Source organism: Roseibium algae, from assembly GCF_037783265.1.
GTDB lineage: Bacteria > Pseudomonadota > Alphaproteobacteria > Rhizobiales > Stappiaceae > Roseibium > Roseibium algae.
In genome coordinates this window covers 161606-182214 of sequence record NZ_JBAKIA010000010.1, presented here as the reverse complement: position 1 = coordinate 182214, position 20609 = coordinate 161606, and the positions used below count along the sequence as shown (strand labels likewise).

At 55.0% G+C, this 20609-nt stretch carries 20 protein-coding genes; 16 read left to right on the top strand and 4 right to left on the bottom strand.

Features of this window, described 5'->3' with window-relative positions:
• Positions 1–18 precede the first annotated feature (18 nt).
• Genes V6575_RS15005 through V6575_RS14990 form a run of 4 tightly spaced genes read right to left on the bottom strand, consistent with a single transcriptional unit; the run spans position 19 to position 3747 of the window.
• Positions 19–939 (bottom strand): ABC transporter permease, encoded by a 921-nt coding sequence (locus V6575_RS15005; RefSeq protein ID WP_340275446.1) that lies wholly within the window; start codon positions 937–939, stop codon positions 19–21.
• Positions 940–1866: an ABC transporter permease gene (locus V6575_RS15000; protein WP_340275445.1), complete on the bottom strand. Its 927-nt coding sequence runs from the start codon at positions 1864–1866 to the stop codon at positions 940–942. It abuts the gene before it with no gap.
• Positions 1844–2461, bottom strand: a complete 618-nt coding sequence (locus V6575_RS14995) for an ANTAR domain-containing response regulator (RefSeq protein ID WP_340275443.1) — start codon at positions 2459–2461, stop codon at positions 1844–1846. The genes V6575_RS15000 and V6575_RS14995 overlap by 23 nt, the downstream gene beginning before the upstream one ends.
• Complete coding sequence (locus V6575_RS14990) at positions 2458–3747, bottom strand: transporter substrate-binding domain-containing protein (protein WP_340275441.1); 1290 nt, start codon at positions 3745–3747, stop codon at positions 2458–2460. Before V6575_RS14990 ends, V6575_RS14995 begins: the two co-directional genes overlap by 4 nt.
• A 653-nt stretch (positions 3748–4400) precedes the next feature.
• Here V6575_RS14990 and V6575_RS14985 point away from each other — a divergent pair.
• The 16 genes from V6575_RS14985 (at position 4401) to hydA (ending at position 20596) form a co-directional block, all read left to right on the top strand.
• Positions 4401–5117, top strand: coding sequence for a FadR/GntR family transcriptional regulator (locus V6575_RS14985; protein WP_340275440.1), 717 nt, complete (start codon positions 4401–4403; stop codon positions 5115–5117).
• On the top strand, positions 5107–6132 hold the full coding sequence (locus tag V6575_RS14980; protein WP_340275438.1) for an ABC transporter ATP-binding protein: 1026 nt from the start codon (positions 5107–5109) through the stop codon (positions 6130–6132). Before V6575_RS14985 ends, V6575_RS14980 begins: the two co-directional genes overlap by 11 nt.
• A complete protein-coding gene (locus tag V6575_RS14975; RefSeq protein WP_340275437.1) occupies positions 6129–7253 on the top strand; it encodes an ABC transporter ATP-binding protein in 1125 nt (374 codons plus the stop codon). The genes V6575_RS14980 and V6575_RS14975 overlap by 4 nt, the downstream gene beginning before the upstream one ends.
• Before the next feature lies 1 nt (position 7254).
• Positions 7255–8760, top strand: a complete 1506-nt coding sequence (locus V6575_RS14970) for an ABC transporter substrate-binding protein (RefSeq protein ID WP_340275435.1) — start codon at positions 7255–7257, stop codon at positions 8758–8760.
• 57 nt (positions 8761–8817) lie between these two features.
• Complete coding sequence (locus V6575_RS14965) at positions 8818–9765, top strand: ABC transporter permease (RefSeq protein ID WP_340275434.1); 948 nt, start codon at positions 8818–8820, stop codon at positions 9763–9765.
• A gap of 8 nt (positions 9766–9773) precedes the next feature.
• Complete coding sequence (locus tag V6575_RS14960; RefSeq protein ID WP_340275479.1) at positions 9774–10640, top strand: ABC transporter permease; 867 nt, start codon at positions 9774–9776, stop codon at positions 10638–10640.
• 32 nt (positions 10641–10672) lie between these two features.
• Entirely contained in the window at positions 10673–12460 is a 1788-nt protein-coding gene (locus tag V6575_RS14955; protein ID WP_340275432.1) for a gamma-glutamyltransferase family protein, read from the top strand.
• 301 nt (positions 12461–12761) lie between these two features.
• A complete protein-coding gene (locus tag V6575_RS14950; RefSeq protein WP_340275430.1) occupies positions 12762–13601 on the top strand; it encodes a transporter substrate-binding domain-containing protein in 840 nt (279 codons plus the stop codon).
• A gap of 81 nt (positions 13602–13682) precedes the next feature.
• Entirely contained in the window at positions 13683–14426 is a 744-nt protein-coding gene (locus V6575_RS14945) for an amino acid ABC transporter ATP-binding protein (RefSeq protein WP_340275429.1), read from the top strand.
• 12 nt (positions 14427–14438) lie between these two features.
• Entirely contained in the window at positions 14439–15122 is a 684-nt protein-coding gene (locus V6575_RS14940) for an amino acid ABC transporter permease (RefSeq protein WP_340275427.1), read from the top strand.
• The gene (locus tag V6575_RS14935; protein WP_340275426.1) at positions 15122–15787 is read left to right on the top strand and encodes an amino acid ABC transporter permease; all 666 of its coding nucleotides are present in this window, start codon (positions 15122–15124) and stop codon (positions 15785–15787) included. The genes V6575_RS14940 and V6575_RS14935 overlap by 1 nt, the downstream gene beginning before the upstream one ends.
• Before the next feature lie 15 nt (positions 15788–15802).
• The gene (locus V6575_RS14930) at positions 15803–16732 is read left to right on the top strand and encodes an N-carbamoyl-D-amino-acid hydrolase (RefSeq protein ID WP_340275425.1); all 930 of its coding nucleotides are present in this window, start codon (positions 15803–15805) and stop codon (positions 16730–16732) included.
• Positions 16729–17397, top strand: coding sequence for a flavin reductase family protein (locus V6575_RS14925; protein ID WP_340275424.1), 669 nt, complete (start codon positions 16729–16731; stop codon positions 17395–17397). The genes V6575_RS14930 and V6575_RS14925 overlap by 4 nt, the downstream gene beginning before the upstream one ends.
• Positions 17394–18332: a dihydrodipicolinate synthase family protein gene (locus V6575_RS14920; protein ID WP_340275423.1), complete on the top strand. Its 939-nt coding sequence runs from the start codon at positions 17394–17396 to the stop codon at positions 18330–18332. The genes V6575_RS14925 and V6575_RS14920 overlap by 4 nt, the downstream gene beginning before the upstream one ends.
• A complete protein-coding gene (locus tag V6575_RS14915) occupies positions 18322–19110 on the top strand; it encodes an SDR family oxidoreductase (protein ID WP_340275421.1) in 789 nt (262 codons plus the stop codon). The genes V6575_RS14920 and V6575_RS14915 overlap by 11 nt, the downstream gene beginning before the upstream one ends.
• Positions 19111–19132: 22 nt before the next feature.
• The gene (gene hydA, locus V6575_RS14910; protein WP_340275418.1) at positions 19133–20596 is read left to right on the top strand and encodes a dihydropyrimidinase; all 1464 of its coding nucleotides are present in this window, start codon (positions 19133–19135) and stop codon (positions 20594–20596) included.
• The last annotated feature ends 13 nt before the right edge of the window (positions 20597–20609 follow it).

Genomic DNA, 20609 nt, shown 5'->3' with positions numbered 1-20609 from the left:
GTCAATATTTTGCGCTTGTCAGCGCAGCTTGATCCGCGGATCGATCAAAGGAGCGATCAGATCTGCCAGGAAATTTCCAAGAACGATGGCGCAGGCCGAAACAAGCGTGACGCCCATGATGATCGGGATGTCGACGCGCTGGATTGCCTGCCAGGCCAACTGGCCGATGCCAGGCCAGCCAAATACGCTTTCAACCACGACAATCCCGCTCATGAAGAGACCAATATCGATGCCGATCATTGCCACAATGGGAAGAAGGGCGTTGGGGACGGCATGGCCGAACAAAACTTGAACGCGACCGAGCCCCTTGGCTCTGGCAGTGCGAATGAAATCCTGACGCAGAACATCGATCATCGCCGAGCGCATCATGCGCGTATACCAGCCCGCTCCCAGGATACCCATGGTGATGGACGGCAGCACCAAATGCATGAAAGTGCCGTACCCGCCGATCGGAAACCATCCGAGCTGCACCGCAAAAATGTAGAGCAACAAAATGCCAACAACGAATTGAGGCGAGGAAACTCCGGTAAACGACAGCACCATGAGCGTCGTGTCAGTGGTCGTGTTTCGACGCACTGCCGCAACAAGTCCCATCGTAATGCCAAGCAGAAGTTCGCAGAAAATCGACCCGGCCATCAGCAAGAGCGTCGCTGGCAATCGCGAAGCGATCAACTCGGATACTTCTGTTTTCTGCAAGTAAGACCGTCCAAGATCCCCCTGCACAAGCGCCAGTAAATACCGAGCGTATTGCTGATAAAATGGCAAGTTCAGCCCCAGCTGCTCCCGAATGTTTTCGACGGTTTGAGCCGTAGCACTCCGTCCAGCAATCTGCCGTGCTGGATCAGCGGGAACCAGATACAGAAGCACGAAGGTGAAGAGCGAGACACCAACCAAGATCAGCAGCGATTGCATCAAGCGCCGGAGGACATAAGACAGCATTTAGTGCCTCCCCTTCTGGGTTGGGTCCAGCTCTTCACGAAGTGCATCGCCGAGAAGATTGAACGACAGCGCGAGTGCAATGATGGCAAACCCCGGAATGAACACGAGCCAGGGCGCGGAGGTGAAATACGTCTGGTTTTCAAAGATGATGTTTCCCCAGGATGGCGTCGGAGGTTGAACGCCAATTCCCAGATAACTCAACGTGGCCTCAAGCAGCACGGTGGTCGAAATACCGAGGGTGCCAAACACCAGAATGGATGAAACAAGATGTGGCAGAATATGCTTGAACAGGATCCGGAAAGTTCCAGCCCCGATCGCCCGTTCTGCCAAAATGAATTCCCGCTCTGACAATGAGCGTGTCTCCGTATAGACCACACGCGCCATTTGCACCCAGTTGACCATCGCAATCACCATTGCAACGATCCAGAGGCTTGGCCGGAACAAGGCTGCCAGCGTGATTGCAAGCAAAAGCGCTGGAAACGCCATCATCAAGTCGGTGAACCGCATGAGAACCGTTTCCACCCAACCTCGGAAAAATCCGGCAAGAATGCCGACCAGTGCTCCGACTGCGACTGCAATTCCGTTTGCGACCAGACCAATGATCAATGATGTTCGAGCCCCATAGATCAAACGGGATAGGAGATCTCTTCCCAATAGATCCGTTCCAAGCCAGAAATGTTCTCCCGGAGGCAGTGGTGCTCCCTCCAGGGTCAGGCCCTCGAAAAACTGTTCTGATGGATCAAAGGGGGCAACCAAAGGCGCCAGTACAGCAGCTCCAACGATGCAGACGATTGAAACGAGTGCGAGAACCGCAAGCTTTCGCTTCATCAGGCGTCTCAACACGCCGGGCTGACGACTTTCAGGGGCCGAAGTTCCCCCCGTTTGCACAGCCGTTCGGATAACTTCAGGCTTCACGTCGACAGCCATCTGCACCTCCGGTTTGAGAGTTCATCAAATCGGCGGCTTCTTCTATCGAGAGACGCGCGGCCATTGCTAGATCCCGTAAGATCCGGTAGGCCGTTTGCGGATCACAGTTATGCAGCTGCATAAGCGACATGATTGCAGTCACCACTTGCGGGCGACGCGATAGCCGTTGTTCAAGCACGCTGATACGGTTTTCAAAGGCTCGCCGGGCATCAAAGGAGTGTTGGGCGACAACGAGGGCGCCGTAGACACCGCTTGACGTGATCGGCTTGTTCAGATGCGCCCCGGCACCGCGCCGAATGGCCCATTCGACCCGGCCTGGCGCTTCCGTGCCCATTAGGGCAATCATCGGCATTGGTTGCACATCAAAGGCCCAGGGGAACTGCGCCTCATGCCCCATGTCTGCGTCAAAAACCAGGACGTTTGCTTTTGAATGCTCCATTCCAAGTTCAGGCCAAACACAATCGACGGCAATGCCAAGGCGGTCCATCTGACGACAGACACCATCCCGATCCGAATGAGGGCGATGCAAAATTGCGGCGGTCCACCCCCTGAAGCTGGGGGTCGTGAAACCTTGAGAGCGCAGAGATGAAGTCATGAGCCCACCAGCCTCAACCCTGGGAACCGATCCGGGGCCGGCTCAACGCTTGAGGAATGCCCCAATGCCCCTGCGCTCTGTGGATCATAATCAACAAGATAAGGATCGGGAGCGAGAGGCGCTTCCAAACTGCCAAGCAAACGAAACTCCGGGTGGGACGCTGCCGCCAAAGCTCCTTCCACAACACCTATATAGGGTGTCAGATGTGTATGCTGCGTTCGACCATCAACTTGCAGGGCTCCCAGCGGCGTCATCAGCGAAGTTTTGGGCAAACGCGCTATAATGGCATCGGGATCTGCCGATCCGGTTGATGCAATTGCTCGCGCCAGAAGCCAGACTGCCAGATACGGCCCCACAAACATTGCCGAGACCTGAACATCCGGACCGCGAAGATCCCGCATCCGGGTCATGAAGGACTGGTTTTCCGAAGTTGGCAGCGTCTGAAAATAGGTCGAGGTGGAGATCAATCCTTCTGCATCTCGCCCAAGCACAGATAATTCCGCCTCGGTCAAATTGCAGCTCAGCACCGGACAGGAGGGCGGACGGAAATACGGATCCTCATCTCCGAGTTGCCGATAAGCTTTTAGAAAAGCATAGCTGCTTGTCCCAATCAGGTTGTTGAGAACAAAATCTGGCCGTTTCTGGCGTATTTCAGCAATGAGATGGGCGATGTCATTGTCACCAATAGAGACATAGCGCTCGCCAAGAACGCTGCCGCCAACCCCTGTCAGCAACTCACGCGCAATCCTGTTGATCTCCCAGCCCCAGATATAGTTCGAACCGGTCAGAAAGGCGCGATTTCCAAAGGCAGGCACTGCATAGCGGAACAGAGGCACCACATTCTGGTTCGGGCAAGCCCCAGTGTAAATAACACGATCGTGGCTTTCAAACCCCTCATAGGGAACCGTGTACCAAAGAAGCCCTTGCTGACGCTCAAGCACAGGCAAGACTTCCTTCCGGCTCCAGGACGTCTGACACCCGACAATATGAGCACAGCCCTGATTGCGCATCATCTGATCCGCAAGCATGGCATACCGTTCTGCATCACCTCCCGGATCGGCCGCAACACCGCGAAGTGTGAAATCAAACTCGCCAGAAGCATTGACCTCGTCAATTGCAGTACTAGCGCCAAGCCCACCTTCCCGGCCAATAACCGAGTAAGACCCAGTCTCTGAAAAGAGCACGCCGACGGGTATGTCCTGTGGCGCCATGATGTAGCTCTCCTCTTCATTGCCGTGCCACTCCTGAGCCAAGCCGGCTTCGCCGAGGGCAAGTGCCTCAACCATCGGAACGGCATAAAAAAACCCCGACCCACAGCCAGAAGGACTGTGAAAGATCGGGGCGAAATTGCCATGCGGCTAAACGATTGCCGCTATTTAATAGTAAATCTTGACGATCTATGACAGCTTGTCAATGCTATTTTGCATAATTTATTTACCTGCCCATTATTTGGACACCAGACCATCATGACAGGGAATGAAGCAAGACCATTCGCAACACCGCCCCACCAAACACTCATGTGAAAAACCAAAACGTCTGAAGCATCTAGCCGGCGCTTTCGAAGCTGGACAGAACTGTTCGAACACGTTCAACGCTCAATTGCCACTCATTGGTTCCCTTATACTTTACACATAATCAAGGTGAAACAAAGCGCCAAACGCGCCTAAATTGGTCGCTTAGAACGCTTAGATTTCTGGCATTTCTATTTTCCTTAGCGTCCACCCCTCCCCCAGGACACCCTTATTTCAACACTAAAAATAAATATTTATGTCTAAAATTAAACGAAAACCCTCATAAATTCAGCACTCTAGAGAGCCTTACATCTCTGACCAGCCAACATTTTCGTCGAGATCAACATCTGCCTAAAACGATGGCTTGCGCCTTCGGTAACTTCGATCCAATAATGAGACCAATCGAAATTGGTTCACTTAGGTAATTCATGGCTGATAACGAAAAACCGTCTCAACGAAATTCCAGTCTGGCCTTGGAACGGTTGCGGATCATCGTCAATCAGCTCCAGATGGACGGCCTGGACCAACTGCCGACGGAGCGTGAACTGGCCGAACAAATCGGTGTCGGCCGCCGGGCCATTCGCCGGGCGCTGGAAGCTTTGGAAACCGAAGGCCGTATCTGGAGACGCCAGGGAGCCGGGACATTCATAGGCCCGCAACCAATTCATCCAGAACAACAAATCCGGAGACTGCCGGAGACAAGCAACATGCTTGAAGTCATGGAAGTCCGGCTTCGGATCGAACCCGTGCTTGCGCAGATGGCAGCCCTGAGAGCCACACCGGCAGATGTCGCTAACATGCGAGACATTGCAGAAAAAGTTGCAAATGCCGAAGACATGGACAGTCGAGAACTATGGGATGGAGCCCTGCACCGGGCCATTGCGACGGCTGCAGGCAACACTCTATTTCTAACGCTCTTCGACATCGTTGATCGTGTCCGTCAGGATCACGCCTGGCGTCATGTTCGAGAAGCGCTGCGAACGAGCAAGGCCATATCACTCTACAAAACCCAGCACCTCGACATCATCAAAGCCATTGAACGCCGGGATCCGATTACCGCCGAACAAATCATGCGCCAACATCTCTTGACACTACAGGAGCGCCTTCTGTTTCAAACCTCGGCGGAACCAAGCAATGCAGATTGAACAGACTTCAGCAGGTCAGGACACAGGGCAGCCTTTGCTGAAAGTCGATGATCTTGCGCTCCGTTTCAAAGGCACCAAGGCCAATGTGGTCGATGGAGTTTCGTTCTCCGTCAACGCTGGTGAAACACTCTGCATTGTCGGTGAAAGCGGGTGCGGGAAGTCTGTGACGGCCTTGTCTTTGATGGGGTTGCTGCCCATGCCTCCGGGCGAGATTGTCTCCGGAACTGCGCTTTTCAATGGCAGTGACCTTCTGGCTTTGCCCTCCCGAGCGCTTGGCAACATCCGCGGCAACGAAATGGCGATGATCTTTCAGGAGCCTATGACCTCTCTGAACCCGTCCTATCGCATCGGTGAACAGATCGCAGAAGTCGTATTGCGGCACAGGAAAGTCAGCAAGAGTGAAGCACGCCAGCGTGCCCTGAAAATGCTGGAGAAGGTCAAGATCCCGGCAGCAGCCCAGCGATTTAGAGACTACCCACACCAACTCTCCGGAGGTATGCGCCAGCGTGTGATGATCGCCATGGCCCTGGCCAATGATCCCCAGCTGCTCATCGCCGACGAGCCGACAACCGCACTCGATGTAACCATTCAGGCGCAGATCATCGATCTAATAAGAACCCTGCAGGACGAGACTGGAACGGCCTTGATCATGATCACCCATGACCTTGGCGTTGTCGCAGGTATCGCCGATAAAGTCGCGGTGATGTACGCAGGTCAGATTGTCGAACAAGGCCCGGTTGAGGACATTTTCGACAATCCTCAACATCCTTATACTCTTGGATTGATGAGCTCGGTTCCTTCAATCGGCCAGCGCTCTGGTCGCCTGACCACGATCTCCGGCATGGTGCCGACCATCGACAGGATGCCAGCCGGATGCCGTTTCGCTCCACGTTGCCCCTTTTCGGCAGAAGCTTGTCGCCTGTCGCCTCCTCCCCTGACTGAGCTTGAAAGCGGTCATTCCGTTGCCTGCGTTCATGCGCCTTTGGAAACCCATTTCGCGGAGGTCGGCGCATGACGATCGCAACCAACGAGCGCATCCTTGAAACTAAGGCCATCGCCCGGCACTTCGTCAGCGGTGACAAGCTGTTTGCTGAAAAACAGGTGGTCCGCGCGGTCGACGGCGTTGATCTGATCGTAAAACGCGGCGAGACCCTTTCAATCGTCGGTGAGAGTGGCTGCGGAAAATCCACCTTGGCCCGACTGCTTGTCCGGCTGATCCAGCCGACCAGCGGGCAAGTGTTTTATGACGGCAATGACATCAGTAAATTGTCGCAAGGCGACATGCGCCGATTGCGCAAGGATCTGCAATTCGTCTTTCAGGATCCGTTCTCGTCGCTGAACCCGCGGATGACCGTGGGCTCAATCATTGAAGAGCCGCTGAAAGTTCACACCAAACTCTCCAGGGCAGAGCGCAGTCAGAAAGTTGCTGATCTTCTGCGCAAGGTGGGTCTTAGGGCAGAGTTTGCGAACCGTTATCCTCACGAGTTTTCAGGTGGCCAGCGTCAACGCATAGGCATTGCACGCGCGCTTGCGAGCGGACCCAAAATCATCATTGGCGATGAGCCGGTTTCGGCCCTGGATGTATCCGTTCAGGCGCAGGTCATCAATCTTCTGGAAGACCTGAAAGATGAGCTCGACCTGACGCTGGTGCTGATTGCCCATGACCTTGCAGTTATCCGGCACATGAGCGACCGGGTTGCCGTCATGTATCTCGGGGAAATTGTCGAGCAGGCAGAAACAAACGACCTCTACGACCGCCCTTTGCATCCCTATACGCAGGCCCTGATGCAGGCGATTCCAATCCCGTCCCCTCATGCTCGTTCGATGGGCACCGAGCTGAAAGGCGACGTTCCATCTCCCCTCAATCCGCCAGGCGGGTGCCGGTTCCATACCCGGTGCCCGCACGCAACAGACCTGTGCGCCAACAAAAAGCCTGCACTTGTTCAAGCCGATAACAACAGACTGGTTGCTTGCCATCACTGGCAGGTCGTCGCCAGCTGCCACGACACCGAAATTAGTGAACCGCAACGCCAAGCATCGGTAGAGAAGCGGTTCGCCCTTTACCGGGCCGCGAGCCAGAAAAACACGCCCCAAACAGCAGGCTCCGGTCCAATCCCCCCCCAGAGGAGTACTTAATATGCGTAAGAAGCTACTTGCAGCGCTTTTGCTAAGCGCCAGCACAATCATCACCCCGGCACTTGCGGCTGACCTGCGCATCGGCTTGCAGGAAGATCCGGACGTTCTTGATCCCGATCAGTCTCGCACCTTTGTCGGGCGTATCGTCTATGCTTCGCTTTGCGACAAGCTCGTTGACATCACTCCCGACCTGGAACTCATTCCGCAGCTGGCAACAGGTTGGTCCTGGTCTGACGACGGACTGACCCTGACAATGGACCTGCGCGAAGGTGCGACCTTCCACGATGGCACGCCATTTGATGCAGAGGCTGTCAAAGCAAATATCGACCGCTCGCAGAACATGCCGGAAAGCCGTCGTAAGAGTGAAGTCAAATCCATCGAAAGCGTATCGGTCACGGGACCGCTTCAGGTTCAGTTCAAACTGAAGAACCCTGACGCAACGCTTCTGGCCCAGTTCGCCGACCGTTCCGGAATGATGCTGTCACCAACGGCAACAGCAGCGGTTGGTACCGACTTTGGCGCTGCCCCAGTGTGCTCCGGTCCATTCAAGTTTGTTGAGCGCATTCAGCAGGATCGCATTGTCCTGGAGAAATTTGCCGAATATTGGAACGCAGATGCAATCCACTTCGACAAGGTGACTTTCTTACCGATCCCAGACACGACCGTACGCCTGGCAAACGTTCGATCTGGCGATCTGGACATGCTTGAACGTCTGGCGGCGACAGATGCAGCATCGGTAAAGGCAGATGCAAATCTGCAGTATGAAGAAGCTGTCAGCCTTGGCTATCAGGGTATTACGGTGAATGTGAACAATGGTCCAAAGGGCGACAACCCATTTGGCAATGATGCCAAGATCCGTCAAGCTTTCAGCCTGTCTCTTGACCGCGACGCCATCAATCAGGTTGTGTTCGAAGGGGCTTTTGCTCCCGGCAACCAGCCATTCCCACCGACCAGCCCATGGTACGACAAGGACTACCCAATCGAAGCACGGGATGTCGAAAAAGCCAAGGCCCTGCTTAAGGAAGCCGGTTACGACAGCCTGGACGTGGAAGTGCAAGTTGCGAACAATCCGGTTCAGACCCAGATGATGCAGGTTGTCCAATCCATGGCTGCTGAAGCTGGCTTTAACGTCAAACTGAAGTCGATGGAATTCGCAAGCCTCCTGGCGGATCAGTCCGCAGGTGAATACCAGGCAAGCCAGGTTGGTTGGTCCGGCCGTGTCGATCCGGATGGCAACATTCACCAGTTCATGACCTGCAAGGGCGGAATCAACGATTCCAAGGTTTGCATTCCTGAAGTGGACAAACTTCTGGACGAGGCCCGCGTCAGCACGGACAACGCTGTTCGCAAGGCGAAATATGATGAAGCCCGCGCAATCCTGATCAAGGAATTGCCGATCATCTATCTCTACCACCCAACCTGGATCTGGACCCTGTCCTCCAAGCTGGAAGGCTTCACGCCTTATCCAGACGGCATGATCCGTCTCGAGAACGTCAAGCTCAAGTAATGTCCTGGGGCCCCGGCGCTAAGTCGGGGCTCTCCCTTCTGATTGCGGATTTAGACCATGCTGTCCTACATCGCCCGCCGATTGGCGATTGCGATTCCGACCCTGATCCTTGTGTCGATTTTCGTGTTCGTGCTGCAAAAGCTTCTGCCGGGTGATCCGGCTCTGGTTTTGGCTGGCGAAGAACGCGATCCACAGATGTTGGAATTCATTCGGGAAAAGTATCGGCTCAACGATCCGATCATCTATCAGTATGTCTACTGGATGAAAGCCATGTTGCAGGGCGATCTGGGTGTTTCACTGCGCACAAATCAGCCAGTTCTGGAACTGATTGGCGACAAGCTGCCCGTCACCATTCAGCTGGCGACCATGGCCATGATCATCGCCTTCGTCATCGGCATTCCCACCGGCATCCTGTCTGCCGTCAAAAAAGGCACGGCAATTGACTATATCGCCAATATCGTCGCGCTGTCAGGTCTTTCCATTCCCAATTTCTGGCTTGGCATCATGTTGATCCTGCTGGTTTCAGTCAATCTCGGTTGGCTTCCGGCGTCTGGCTATGAATCCCCCTTTGTCGATCTTGGACGATCCTTGAAAACCATGATCATGCCAGCTTTTGTGCTGGGCACAGCTCTTGCCGCCACATTGATGCGACACACGCGCTCAGCGATGCTGGGTGTTCTGAAAGCGGATTACGTTCGCACCGCACGAGCAAAAGGCCTGAATGAGACCATAGTCATCATCAAACACGCCTTCCGCAATGCCCTGCTTCCCATTGTGACCTTAAGCGCACTTTTGTTTGGCGAGCTTCTGGCAGGGGCCGTTCTGACTGAACAGATCTTTACCATTCCAGGCTTTGGCAAACTGATTGTCGATGCCGTTTTCACCCGTGACTATGCCGTCGTGCAAGGCGTTGTGATGTGTACAGCAGCAGGCTTCATCCTCATGAACCTGATCGCCGACGTCCTCTACTTCCTGCTCAATCCGCGCATGAGGGCCAGCCTGTGACCACATCAATTGATCTCAACGCCCCCGAAACAGACGGTGTCCGTCTGGAAAGCCGAGCCTGGAAAAAACTGAAGTCGAACAAGAGTGCTCTTGTTGGATGCATCATTGTCACTTTCTTTGCTCTGCTTGCCATTCTTGCGCCACTGCTGCCAATTGCAGATCCAATCGCAACCAGCTGGAGCGCTGTGCGAAAAGCCCCATCAGCCGCCCACTGGCTTGGTACCGATGAAATCGGGAGAGACATTCTCTCGCGCATGATCTGGGGTGCACAGGCATCCCTGATGGCAGGTGTTGTTTCAGTTTTTATTGCCGTTCTGGTCGGCGTGCCGTTCGGACTGATATCCGGTTACTTCGGCGGCTGGGTTGATCAGGCGATCTCCCGGGTCGCCGATGCGCTCCTGGCAACACCGTTCCTGATTCTGGCCATTGCCCTTGCCGCTTTTCTCGGGCCAAGCCTGTCTAATGCAATGATCGCAATCGGTCTTTCGGCCATGCCGATCTTCGTGCGCCTGACACGCGGCCAGGTCCTCAGCGTAAAAACTGAAGATTACGTTGAGGGCGCAAGAGCCATCGGCCTGACCGACTTTGCCATCATAAGCCGCTACATCTTGCCGAATGTCTTTGCGCCCGTTCTGGTTCAGGCAACACTAACAGTTGCGACAGCCATCATCGCTGAAGCCAGCCTGTCCTTCCTTGGTCTTGGCCAACAGGCCCCCTCGCCCAGCTGGGGCTCCATGCTCAATGTCGCCAAGAATTTCATGACCCAGGCTCCCTGGATGGCCTGGTGGCCAGGTGCAGCAATCTTCCTGGTCGTGCTCGGCTTCAACCTCCTTGGTGACGGCCTGCGCGATGCGCTTGACCCTCGCGAGGGCTGATCTTTTATTGCATTAAATATAAAGAGAAAAAAATGACAAGATTTACAACTAGGCCGGAAATCAAGGGAACTTTCGGGGTTGTCACCTCGACGCACTGGATCGCGACGGCTGTCGGTATGAAGATCCTGGAACAGGGTGGGAATGCCTTCGATGCCGCTGTCGCAACCGGGTTGGTTCTTCAAGTGGTTGAGCCGCACCTGAATGGACCAGCAGGCGATTTGCCGATCATTTTATACGATGCCAAAACCGAAAAAAGCGAAGTGATCTGCGGTCAGGGCACGGCTCCGGCAGGAGCAACCATCGAGCACTACAAGAACGAGGGCATTGACCTGATCCCGGGCAACGGCCTGTTGGCAACTGTCATTCCAGGAGCCTTTGACGCCTGGATGCTGATGCTGCGTGATTATGGCAGCCTGCCGTTGCGCGACGTCCTTGAGCCGGCAATCTCCTATGCCCGCGATGGCCACCCGATGCTGGAACGCGTCTGCGCAACCATTGACGGGTTGAAAGATTTCTTCCGCGAGGAATGGCCGACCTCCTATAAGACATGGCTGCCCGGTGGCGAAACGCCCCAGCCAGACGCTTTGTTCAAGAATCTGGAATTGGCGGCCATGTGGACTCGCCTGCTGGAAGAAAGTGAAGCAAAGGAAGGCAGAGAAGCCCAGATCGATGCGGCCCGTGATTGTTTTTATCGTGGCTTCATTGCCGAGGCGATCTGCGATTACCTCAAGACCGCCGAAGTCATGGACGGCAGTGGCAGCCGCCACAAGGGTGTCCTAAGCGCGGAAGATCTTGCAAATTGGCACGCCACTGTCGAGGCTCCACTGACCGACGACTACCATGGCTGGACCGTCGCCAAGACCGGACCTTGGGGTCAGGGCCCTGTTTTGCTCCAGTCCCTTGCCTTGCTGCGCGGTTATGACATTGCCAGTCTCGATCCGGCCGGACCTGACTTCGTACATCTGGTAACCGAAGCCATGAAGCTCGCCTATGCGGATCGCGAGATCTACTATGGCGACCCGGACTTCTGCGACGTACCTATGGCCGACCTGTTGTCAGAGGCCTACAACGCTGAGCGCCGCAAGTTGATCGGTGACACTGCTTCTATCGACCTGAAACCCGGCACACTGCCCGGTTTTGAATCTCAGGTCGCGCGCACAATGGACGTGATCAACGCCACTGGCATTTCGGAAACCGGCGTCTATGAGCCAACCATGTCGCACTTGTCCGAAAAGCGCGGCGACACGGTTCATATCGACATCATAGACAAATGGGGCAACATGGTCTCGGCAACCCCATCCGGTGGTTGGCTGCAATCTTCACCAATTATTCCAGGTCTTGGCTTTTGCCTGAATTCGCGGGCCCAGATGTTCTGGCTTGATGAAGGCCTGCCTGGATCCCTTGCACCAGGCAAGCGCCCGCGCACAACCTTGACCCCAAGTCTGGCTTTCTTCGAGGGACGCCCAACCCTGGTATTCGGAACACCCGGTGGCGACCAACAGGACCAGTGGCAGCTGTCGCTGTTCCTCAGGATCGTTCATCACGGACTGAACCTCCAGGAAGCTATCGATCTGCCGTTGTTCCACACAACCCATTTCCCCGCATCCTTCCATCCGCGCCAGCGTCAACCAGGCCATATCATGGTGGAAGAAAACATCGGCGAGGAAGCTCTCAAGGTTTTGCGTGACAAGGGACATTCTGTTGAAGCGGCCCCCGAGTGGTCCGTAGGCCGATTGACCGCAGCCAAGCGAGAAGCCGACGGCCTGCTCAAAGCCGCCGCGACACCGCGCCTGATGCAGGCTTATGCAATAGGCCGCTGATTGATTACCGCTTCATCTGTCCAACAGAAGCGCCAAGTTCTTCTGTTGGACAGATGAGTTAAGTCGTCTGTGATAACGCGTCGATACTCTGCTCTGTATTCTTTATATAACTTTATATTATATATTTATTTCATATTTAATAACTGAAGTTATTGATAATGTTTGTTTTTTAATCATGATGAATTTGTGACCTATCGCTTCTCAAGTTGATCCGCAGCGCCCTCCCGCGTCTTTCAGATCATATCTTACAAAGCCTGCCTTTCCCAACTTGTTGGGAAACCGGTCTTGAATGGAGTATTCGATGAAATTCAGCAATTTTCGCATCGCAGTCGCCTTGGCAGCATCCCTGTCAATCTCCCCGGCCTTGGCCGAAGACGTCTACAACGTTGCCCTAGATGGAACATTCGCACCGCACGCCATGCCCAAACTCAGCGGCGGCGTTGAAGGCTTCAATGTCGACCTTGCCGAAGAACTCGGCAAAGAACTCGGCGCAACCATGAATGTTACGGCTGCTCAGTGGTCGGGCCTTCTGCCTGGCATGCAGGCCGGCACCTATGACTTCCTGGTCGCCCCCACTACGGTAACCGAAGAGCGCGCCGGAAACATGTTATTCAGTGAAGGATATCTGAACACGGACTTCCAGTTCTTGGTGAAAGCCGACGCAGAAGAAGTCGATACGCTAGAAGGCTTCAAAGGCAAGGTTATTGCCGTGAACAAGGGCTCGGCTTATGATAAATGGGCTCGTGGTCTGACCGACACCGTTGGCTGGACGGTAGAATCTTATGGAACAAACACTGACGCTGTACAGGCAGTCATGTCCGGCCGGGCCTTTGCGAATGTCGCAGGCAACACGGCCAGCGCCTGGGCTGCCAAAAAGAACCCAGCCCTGAAGCTTTCCTACCTGTATTCCACCGGCAAGGTATTCGCCATGCCGTTCCCGAAGGACAAACCGGAACTTCGCGCCAAGATCGAAGGCGCATTGGAATGCCTGAAACAAAAGGGCGTTCTTGCTGCGCTTTCCGAGAAATGGTTTGGCGTAAGCCCCGCCGAGGGTTCTGCCGCAGTGACCATTTACCCTGGCTACGGCGTGCCTGACCTTGAAGGCTATATCGCCGAAACTCATGAGCTTTCCTGCTCTTGAGTCCACGCATATCAATCATGATGACAGGTCCGTCACAGGGCCTGTCATTCCCATCCGCGACGATGTGCGAAAGTGATCCCTGTGCCTCAGCCCCTTCCCATTCTCAATGTCGAGGATCTTCATCTCCTCTACGGTAACATAAAAGCTCTCGACGGTATCACGCTCGAAGCTAGAACCGGAGAACTCACCTTTCTGATCGGCCCATCCGGTTCCGGCAAAAGCAGCCTCCTCCGCTGCTGCAACCGACTGGAAGATCCGAGCTCAGGCCGTATCCTGGTAGACGGTGAAGACATCACGCAACGCAACATCAATTTGAACCGTATCAGACGCGGCATCGGCATGGTGTTTCAGTCCTTCAACCTCTACCCGCATATGACAGCCAAAGGGAATGTAACGCTGGCTCTGCGCAAGGTTCTGGGAAAAAACAGAAAAGAAGCCGAAGAGATCGGTCTGGCACAGCTTGAGCGTGTCGGCCTTCTCGATCGTGCCGATCACTTTCCGAACCAGCTTTCAGGCGGACAACAGCAACGCGTTGCAATCGCCCGCGCGCTGGCGCTGGAACCAAAGATCATGCTGTTCGATGAGCCGACCAGCGCGCTTGACCCTGAGCTCGTGGGTGAAGTCCTCCGGGTCATGCGGCAATTGAAAGAAGATGGCATGACCATGGTTGTGGTGAGCCACGAGATGCGTTTTGCCAAGACGGCTGCGGATCACGTCGTCTTCATGGCCGACGGAAAGATCGTGGAAGCTGGTCCTCCGGGGCAGATCTTTGATGCACCTTGCGCCGAGCGCACACGCGCCTTCCTTCAAGAAGCCCACCATTAGGACGCTGCTCAGATGACGCGCTCCGAACGCTTTATCGATACCTTCTTCAAATATGACGTGATGCAACAATATTGGCCGGACATTCTGAAAGGCCTGTTCGTCACATGTCAGATCGCTGTGCTCGTGGTCATCTTCGGTCTTGCCCTCGGTCTTGGCCTCGCGATCTTGCGCTGCTACCGGGTTCGGCTGGTGAATTTCTGCATCATCATCTTCATCGATATGCTTCGTGCCCTGCCACCTCTGGTACTGATCCTGATTTTGTATTTCGGTTTGCCGAACATCGGGATCACCTTGTCCGGTTATCTGGTGCTTTGGCTTGTGCTCACGCTTGTGCTTGCCGCTTTTGCAGAGGAAATATTCTGGGCCGGAATCCTGTCGGTTCCACAAGGCCAGTGGCAGGCAGCCCGATCGACCGGGATGGGCTATTTCCAGACCCTGATCTATGTCGTGCTGCCGCAGGCCATCCGCATGACCATTGCGCCCCTCACCAACAGAACGATCGCCATTACCAAGAATACGGCACTCGGCATGGTTATAGGGGTTGGCGAACTTCTCAATCAGGCGACAACCGCCCAGTCCTTCGCAGGCAATGCAACGCCGCTGATGATGGCCACCATTGCCTACTTCATCCTTTTCATCCCAGTGGTCTACGCCGGCAGGCGCATTGAACAGGCATTCGCCTGGAGGAAGCGTTGATGGAACAGTTCCTCTTCCAGTTTTTCAATCTCGACATCATGATCCATGCTTGGCCGATCATGCTTCGAGGTTTCGGCATGACACTCCTGCTATGTGCGGTCGTTATTCCCATGGGCTTGGTCGGCGGTCTTCTGGTCGCGCTTGCCAGCACAACACCACAACGGTGGATACGCTGGCCGACAGCAGTGCTTGTTGATCTATTCCGCGCAGTGCCACCTCTGGCTCTGTTGATCTTTATCTCGGCTGGACTTCCCTTTGCAGGGATCCGCCTCAGCCCTTTCACGGCGGTTTGCTTGTCGTTTTTATTAAACAACTCGGCATACTACGGCGAGATTTACCGCGCAGGCATAGACTCGATAGGCACCGGCCAATCTGAAGCTGCCCGTTCCACCGGCCTCAATGCCTTTCAGTCCATGGCCTATGTTGTCTTGCCCCAGGCTGTTCGTAATGTGTTGCCTGATCTGGTCAGCAACACCATAGAGGTCGTTAAACTGACGTCTCTGGCCAGCGTCGTTGCCTTTTCCGAACTTCTATACTCGGCCGACATGGCCCGCTCCATCACCTACAACGCCTCGCCAATCGTTATGGCGGCAGGCTTCTATCTTGTGCTCCTGTGGCCTGCAGTCCGTCTGGCAAGCCGCCTGGAACGTAAGCTCTCGACATGATCAGGAGATCACTTCATGCGTAAAATCGTAACTGCTGCTCTTCAGATGGGACCAATCCAGAAATCTGAAAGCCGAAAGGATGTGGTTGATCGGATGATTAGCCTCCTCGACCAGGCCAAGGCAGCTGGCGCAACCCTAGCAGTCTTTCCCGAGCTGGCCTTCACCACATTTTTTCCCCGCTGGTACATGGAAAATCCTGCTGAAGTTGATACTTGGTTCGAAGCCGAAGTTCCGTCTGCAGAGACGAAGCCGCTGTTTGATCGAGCCCGCGAGCACGGCATTGGAATGTATGTCGGCTATGCAGAAAATACATCGGACGGCCACTACTTCAACACATCAATCCTGACCGCTCCCACTGGTGAAATTATCGGAAAATACCGGAAGGTACACCTGCCCGGACATTCGGAATTCGATACGGAGCGCGACTTTCAGCATCTAGAAAAGCGCTACTTTGAACCTGGTGATCTCGGCTTTCCGGTCTGGCATAGCCAGAGTGGCATCATGGGCATGTGCATCTGCAACGACAGACGCTGGCCAGAGACCTACCGGGTCATGGGGCTTCAAGGCGTGGAAATGATCATGCTTGGCTACAACACCCCGGCGGTCAATTCGCAAATGCCGTCAGAAGGACCCGAGGACCGCCTGTTTCATCACCGGCTCAGCGTGCAATCCGGTGCTTATCAAAACGCGACCTGGGTAGTTGCAGTGGCAAAGGCGGGTATCGAGGATGGTTTCCCCTTGATTGGGGGTAGTTTGATCGTCGATCCGAACGGAAAGATCATGGCCGAAAGCAAGACTCTGGGAGATGAAATCCTGGTGCATTCCTGCGATCTGGACCTATGTACCTTCGGCAAGGAAACCATCTTTGATTTCGCCCGTCATCGGCGCATTGAGCACTACGGGCTCATCACCGAGCGCACCGGTGCCGAAGTACCGCCAGAATGACCGACATGTTCCTCGATTTCGATGAACTGGACGGAAGGTCCCGTTACAAACTGCTGACTGCCACGGTGGTTCCACGCCCCATCGCGCTCGTAAGCACTGTTTCCGCCAACGGCGTCGTCAACGCTGCTCCCTTCAGCTTCTTCAATATCTTTTCGGAAGATCCGGCACTTGCCATCCTGGGCCTGGAGGCGCGCCGCGACACCAATGGTATGAAGGACACCACACGTAACATCATCGACACGGGCGAACTGGTGATCAATCTGGTCGACCAGAAAATGGGAGATGCCATGGCCGCCTGCGCGGCGGATCTGCCCAAAGACATAAGCGAACTTCCCTTTGCAGGTTTGACAGAAGCACCATCCAAGCGTGTTACCCCTCCCGGGATCGCAGAGTCCCCCATACGCTTGGAATGCCGCTTGTTTGAGATGCGCAAGATCACATCATCACGGCACTTATGCATCGCCGAGATCTTGGCACTTCATTCAAGGGATGGATTAATCGACCCCGAAAATCTGCATGTCGATACGTCTGCCTATACCCCGATTGGGCGACTTCATGGCGAACACTATGTTGCTGTTGAACACAGCTTCGAAATTCCCGTCCCTCATCTACCGCAGACCATAGCCGGGACATCCGGATCCCCTAAGGAGGAAACTGGCTCATGAAACTGGGCATTGACGCCAAAGGCGTCTTTATAATTTCGGCGACACCTTTCACAGACACGGGACAGATAGATTACGCCAGCGCAGACAGCCTGGTGGAATTCTATCTTGAGCGCGGGGTCACCGGAATGACCATTCTGGGCATGATGGGGGAAGCACCAAAGCTGTCCGATGCGGAATCGCTCGCATTCATGAGCCACATGATTGAGCGCGTAGGCGGGCGTGTCCCGGTTGTTGTTGGCGTTTCCAATCCCGGCATAACAAATCTGGCAAGCCTGTCCCATGCCGCCATGGATAAAGGCGCTGCTGGTGTCATGGTCGCCCCAATGCGTGGCCTGGCGACTGAAGAACGTATCTACAGCTACTTCGCGCAGGTGTTTGCAGCTCTCGGTCCAGATATTCCTGTCTGTTTTCAAGACTTTCCCTTGAGCACAGGCGTTTCCATATCCGTGGACCTTTTCACACGTCTGGTTCTGGAATTCGAACAACTTGTCATGCTCAAGCATGAAGACTGGCCCGGCCTCAACAAATTGTCTGCCATGCGCAAGTTAAGTCAGGACAGTGGTGCCCGTCGGGTGTCGGTTCTGTGCGGCAATGGTGGGATTTTCCTGCCAGAGGAAATGACCCGCGGTGCCGATGGTGCGATGACCGGCTTTGCCTTTCCGGAAATGCTGGTGGACGTGGTCGGCCTGTCCAATGAAGGCGACAGTTCTCGCGCCAGAGACATCTTTGATGCCTATTTGCCGCTGGTACGACTGGAGCAACAGCCAGGTGCCGGATTGGCCATCCGCAAAGAAATCCTCCGCCGCCGGGGTGCCATATCCAATGCTGCCACGCGAGCACCCGGACCAAAACTGTCAGCAGAAGACTGCAAGGACCTGGATCGTCTGCTCGCCCGCCTCGACGCACGCTTGAAGGAACTTGGACATGAATCTTGATCTCAACGGAAAACGCGCCCTCGTTCTGGCCTCCAGCCAGGGACTGGGCCTCGGCGTTGCCAGCAGCCTTGTCAAGGAAGGCGCACATGTTTGCCTCAGTGGACGGTCGGAAGAAAAATTGAAGGCGAGCGCTGATGAGCTGACACACTCAGGTCCCGGCAAAGCCGATTACATTATAAGCGACCTGTCCGCCTCAACAGCTGCCGAAGACCTTTACAAAGCCGCCGTTGAGAAGATGGGCGGCGTTGACATTCTGGTCAACAACACAGGCGGCCCGCCTCCCGGAGCAACGACAGACCATGCAGCTGACCTCTGGCGCAGCCAGTTTGACACCATGGTGGCACGGGTGATCGAGATCGCAAACCTCTGCTTGCCATTGATGAAGGAAAACGGCTGGGGTCGCATCCTCACCATCACATCATCCGGTGTCATTCAGCCGATCCCGAACCTCGCCATGTCAAACACGCTCAGATCCGCCCTTGTTGGCTGGTCAAAATCACTGGCAGGTGAAGTCTCTGGCTACGGCGTTACGTCGAACGTTCTGGTTCCTGGCCGCATTCATACCGCCCGCGTGGATGAGCTGGACGGAAAAGCAGCCGAACGGCAGGGCAAAGAACTCGAAGAAGTGCGCAAGGCGTCCCGTGCGACTATTCCAGCTGGACGCTATGGCGCCGTTGGAGAGTTTGCCGACGTGGCAACTTTCCTGGTCTCCGCGCGCGCCAGCTACGTAACAGGCAGTGTTGTCCGCTGTGACGGCGGCCTGATCAAATCAGTCTGAATAAAGTTCGCAGGAGAACCTCATGGCAGAATTCGACCTTGTCATCCGTGGCGGCACAATCGCAACAGCAACGGATACGTTCACATCCGACATAGGCATTCGCGATGGCCGCATCGCGGCCCTGGCTCTTGGTCTGGAAGGCGGATTCAAAACCATTGATGCTACAGGCAAATTCGTCTTGCCCGGCGGCATCGAAACCCATTGCCATATCGCCCAGGAATCAGCCACCGGTGCAATGACCGCTGACGACTATTATTCGGGCAGTGTTTCTGCGGCTTTCGGTGGAAATTCTACAATAGTGCCCTTCGCCGCCCAGCACAGAGGTCAGACCATCAAGGATGTGATCCGCACCTATGATGACCGGGCAGCTCCAAACTCCGTCCTCGACTATTCCTATCATCTGATTGTTTCAGATCCTACGGAAGAGGTTCTGCGAGAAGAGCTTCCGATGGCCTTCGAGCGCGGGATTACCTCATTCAAGGTCTTCATGACCTACGACAAAATGATCGTCTCCGACGAGCACATGCTGGACATCCTGGTGACCGCACGGGAAAACGGAGCGCTCACCATGGTTCATGCGGAGAACAATGCGCTCATTAAGTGGATGGTGGACAGGTTGATCGCCCGCGGTTACGACGCGCCGAAATACCATGCAGTCAGCCATCCGGCGTCAGCTGAGGTCGAAGCGATCCAGCGTGGTATCGCCCTCGCCTCTTTCGTCGAAGCACCGCTTCTATTCGTTCACGTCTCCACGGACGCAGGCGCGCGCGCCATTGCCGAAGCACGCATGAACGGTCAGATGATTTTTGGCGAAACATGCCCGCAATACATGTTCCTGACGGCCGACAATCTGGATATACCGGGAACTGAGGGCACCAAATTCTGCTGTTCACCGCCGCTTCGGGACAAGGCAACACAAGACGTCCTTTGGCGACACCTGAACGCAGGAACCCTGCAGCTTTATTCCTCGGATCATGCCCCCTACCGTTATGACGAGACAGGCAAATTGTCCAACGGCCCCAATCCCCCGTTCAATAAGGTCGCCAATGGAATGCCAGGCATCGAACTGCGAGCTCCGCTGCTATTTTCCGAAGGCGTTGCCACGGGACGCATCTCCCTGAACACTTTCGTTGCGCTAACCGCAAGCAATGCCGCACGTCTGTTCGGTATGAGCGAGCGCAAGGGATCCATAGCAATCGGCATGGATGCAGACATAGCCATCTGGGATCCGGAAAAGAAGACACAGGTCACGGCGACTGGCATGCATGACAACATGGACTACACCCCGTTCGAGGGCATGGAACTGACAGGCTGGCCAGTAACGGTCCTCAATCGCGGCAACATCATTGTCGATGGCGGCGCCCTTAAAGCCGAACGCGGTGCAGGACAGTTCATCAAACGCCTTCCATTTGATGCTACCGGTTTCCTGCCAACACGAGCGCCTGAAATGACACAGGCAACTAACTTTGGCGCCAAACTTTTTTAACTCGCTGACAGGG

Coding starts and splice junctions, on each gene's coding strand:
- V6575_RS15005 (WP_340275446.1), bottom strand. CDS start 939: ATGCTGTCTTATGTCCTCCGGCGCTTGATGCAATCGCTGCTGATCTTG.
- V6575_RS15000 (WP_340275445.1), bottom strand. CDS start 1,866: ATGGCTGTCGACGTGAAGCCTGAAGTTATCCGAACGGCTGTGCAAACG.
- V6575_RS14995 (WP_340275443.1), bottom strand. CDS start 2,461: ATGACTTCATCTCTGCGCTCTCAAGGTTTCACGACCCCCAGCTTCAGG.
- V6575_RS14990 (WP_340275441.1), bottom strand. CDS start 3,747: ATGGTTGAGGCACTTGCCCTCGGCGAAGCCGGCTTGGCTCAGGAGTGG.
- V6575_RS14985 (WP_340275440.1), top strand. CDS start 4,401: ATGGCTGATAACGAAAAACCGTCTCAACGAAATTCCAGTCTGGCCTTG.
- V6575_RS14980 (WP_340275438.1), top strand. CDS start 5,107: ATGCAGATTGAACAGACTTCAGCAGGTCAGGACACAGGGCAGCCTTTG.
- V6575_RS14975 (WP_340275437.1), top strand. CDS start 6,129: ATGACGATCGCAACCAACGAGCGCATCCTTGAAACTAAGGCCATCGCC.
- V6575_RS14970 (WP_340275435.1), top strand. CDS start 7,255: ATGCGTAAGAAGCTACTTGCAGCGCTTTTGCTAAGCGCCAGCACAATC.
- V6575_RS14965 (WP_340275434.1), top strand. CDS start 8,818: ATGCTGTCCTACATCGCCCGCCGATTGGCGATTGCGATTCCGACCCTG.
- V6575_RS14955 (WP_340275432.1), top strand. CDS start 10,673: ATGACAAGATTTACAACTAGGCCGGAAATCAAGGGAACTTTCGGGGTT.
- V6575_RS14950 (WP_340275430.1), top strand. CDS start 12,762: ATGAAATTCAGCAATTTTCGCATCGCAGTCGCCTTGGCAGCATCCCTG.
- V6575_RS14940 (WP_340275427.1), top strand. CDS start 14,439: ATGACGCGCTCCGAACGCTTTATCGATACCTTCTTCAAATATGACGTG.
- V6575_RS14935 (WP_340275426.1), top strand. CDS start 15,122: ATGGAACAGTTCCTCTTCCAGTTTTTCAATCTCGACATCATGATCCAT.
- V6575_RS14930 (WP_340275425.1), top strand. CDS start 15,803: ATGCGTAAAATCGTAACTGCTGCTCTTCAGATGGGACCAATCCAGAAA.
- V6575_RS14925 (WP_340275424.1), top strand. CDS start 16,729: ATGACCGACATGTTCCTCGATTTCGATGAACTGGACGGAAGGTCCCGT.
- V6575_RS14920 (WP_340275423.1), top strand. CDS start 17,394: ATGAAACTGGGCATTGACGCCAAAGGCGTCTTTATAATTTCGGCGACA.
- V6575_RS14915 (WP_340275421.1), top strand. CDS start 18,322: ATGAATCTTGATCTCAACGGAAAACGCGCCCTCGTTCTGGCCTCCAGC.
- hydA (WP_340275418.1), top strand. CDS start 19,133: ATGGCAGAATTCGACCTTGTCATCCGTGGCGGCACAATCGCAACAGCA.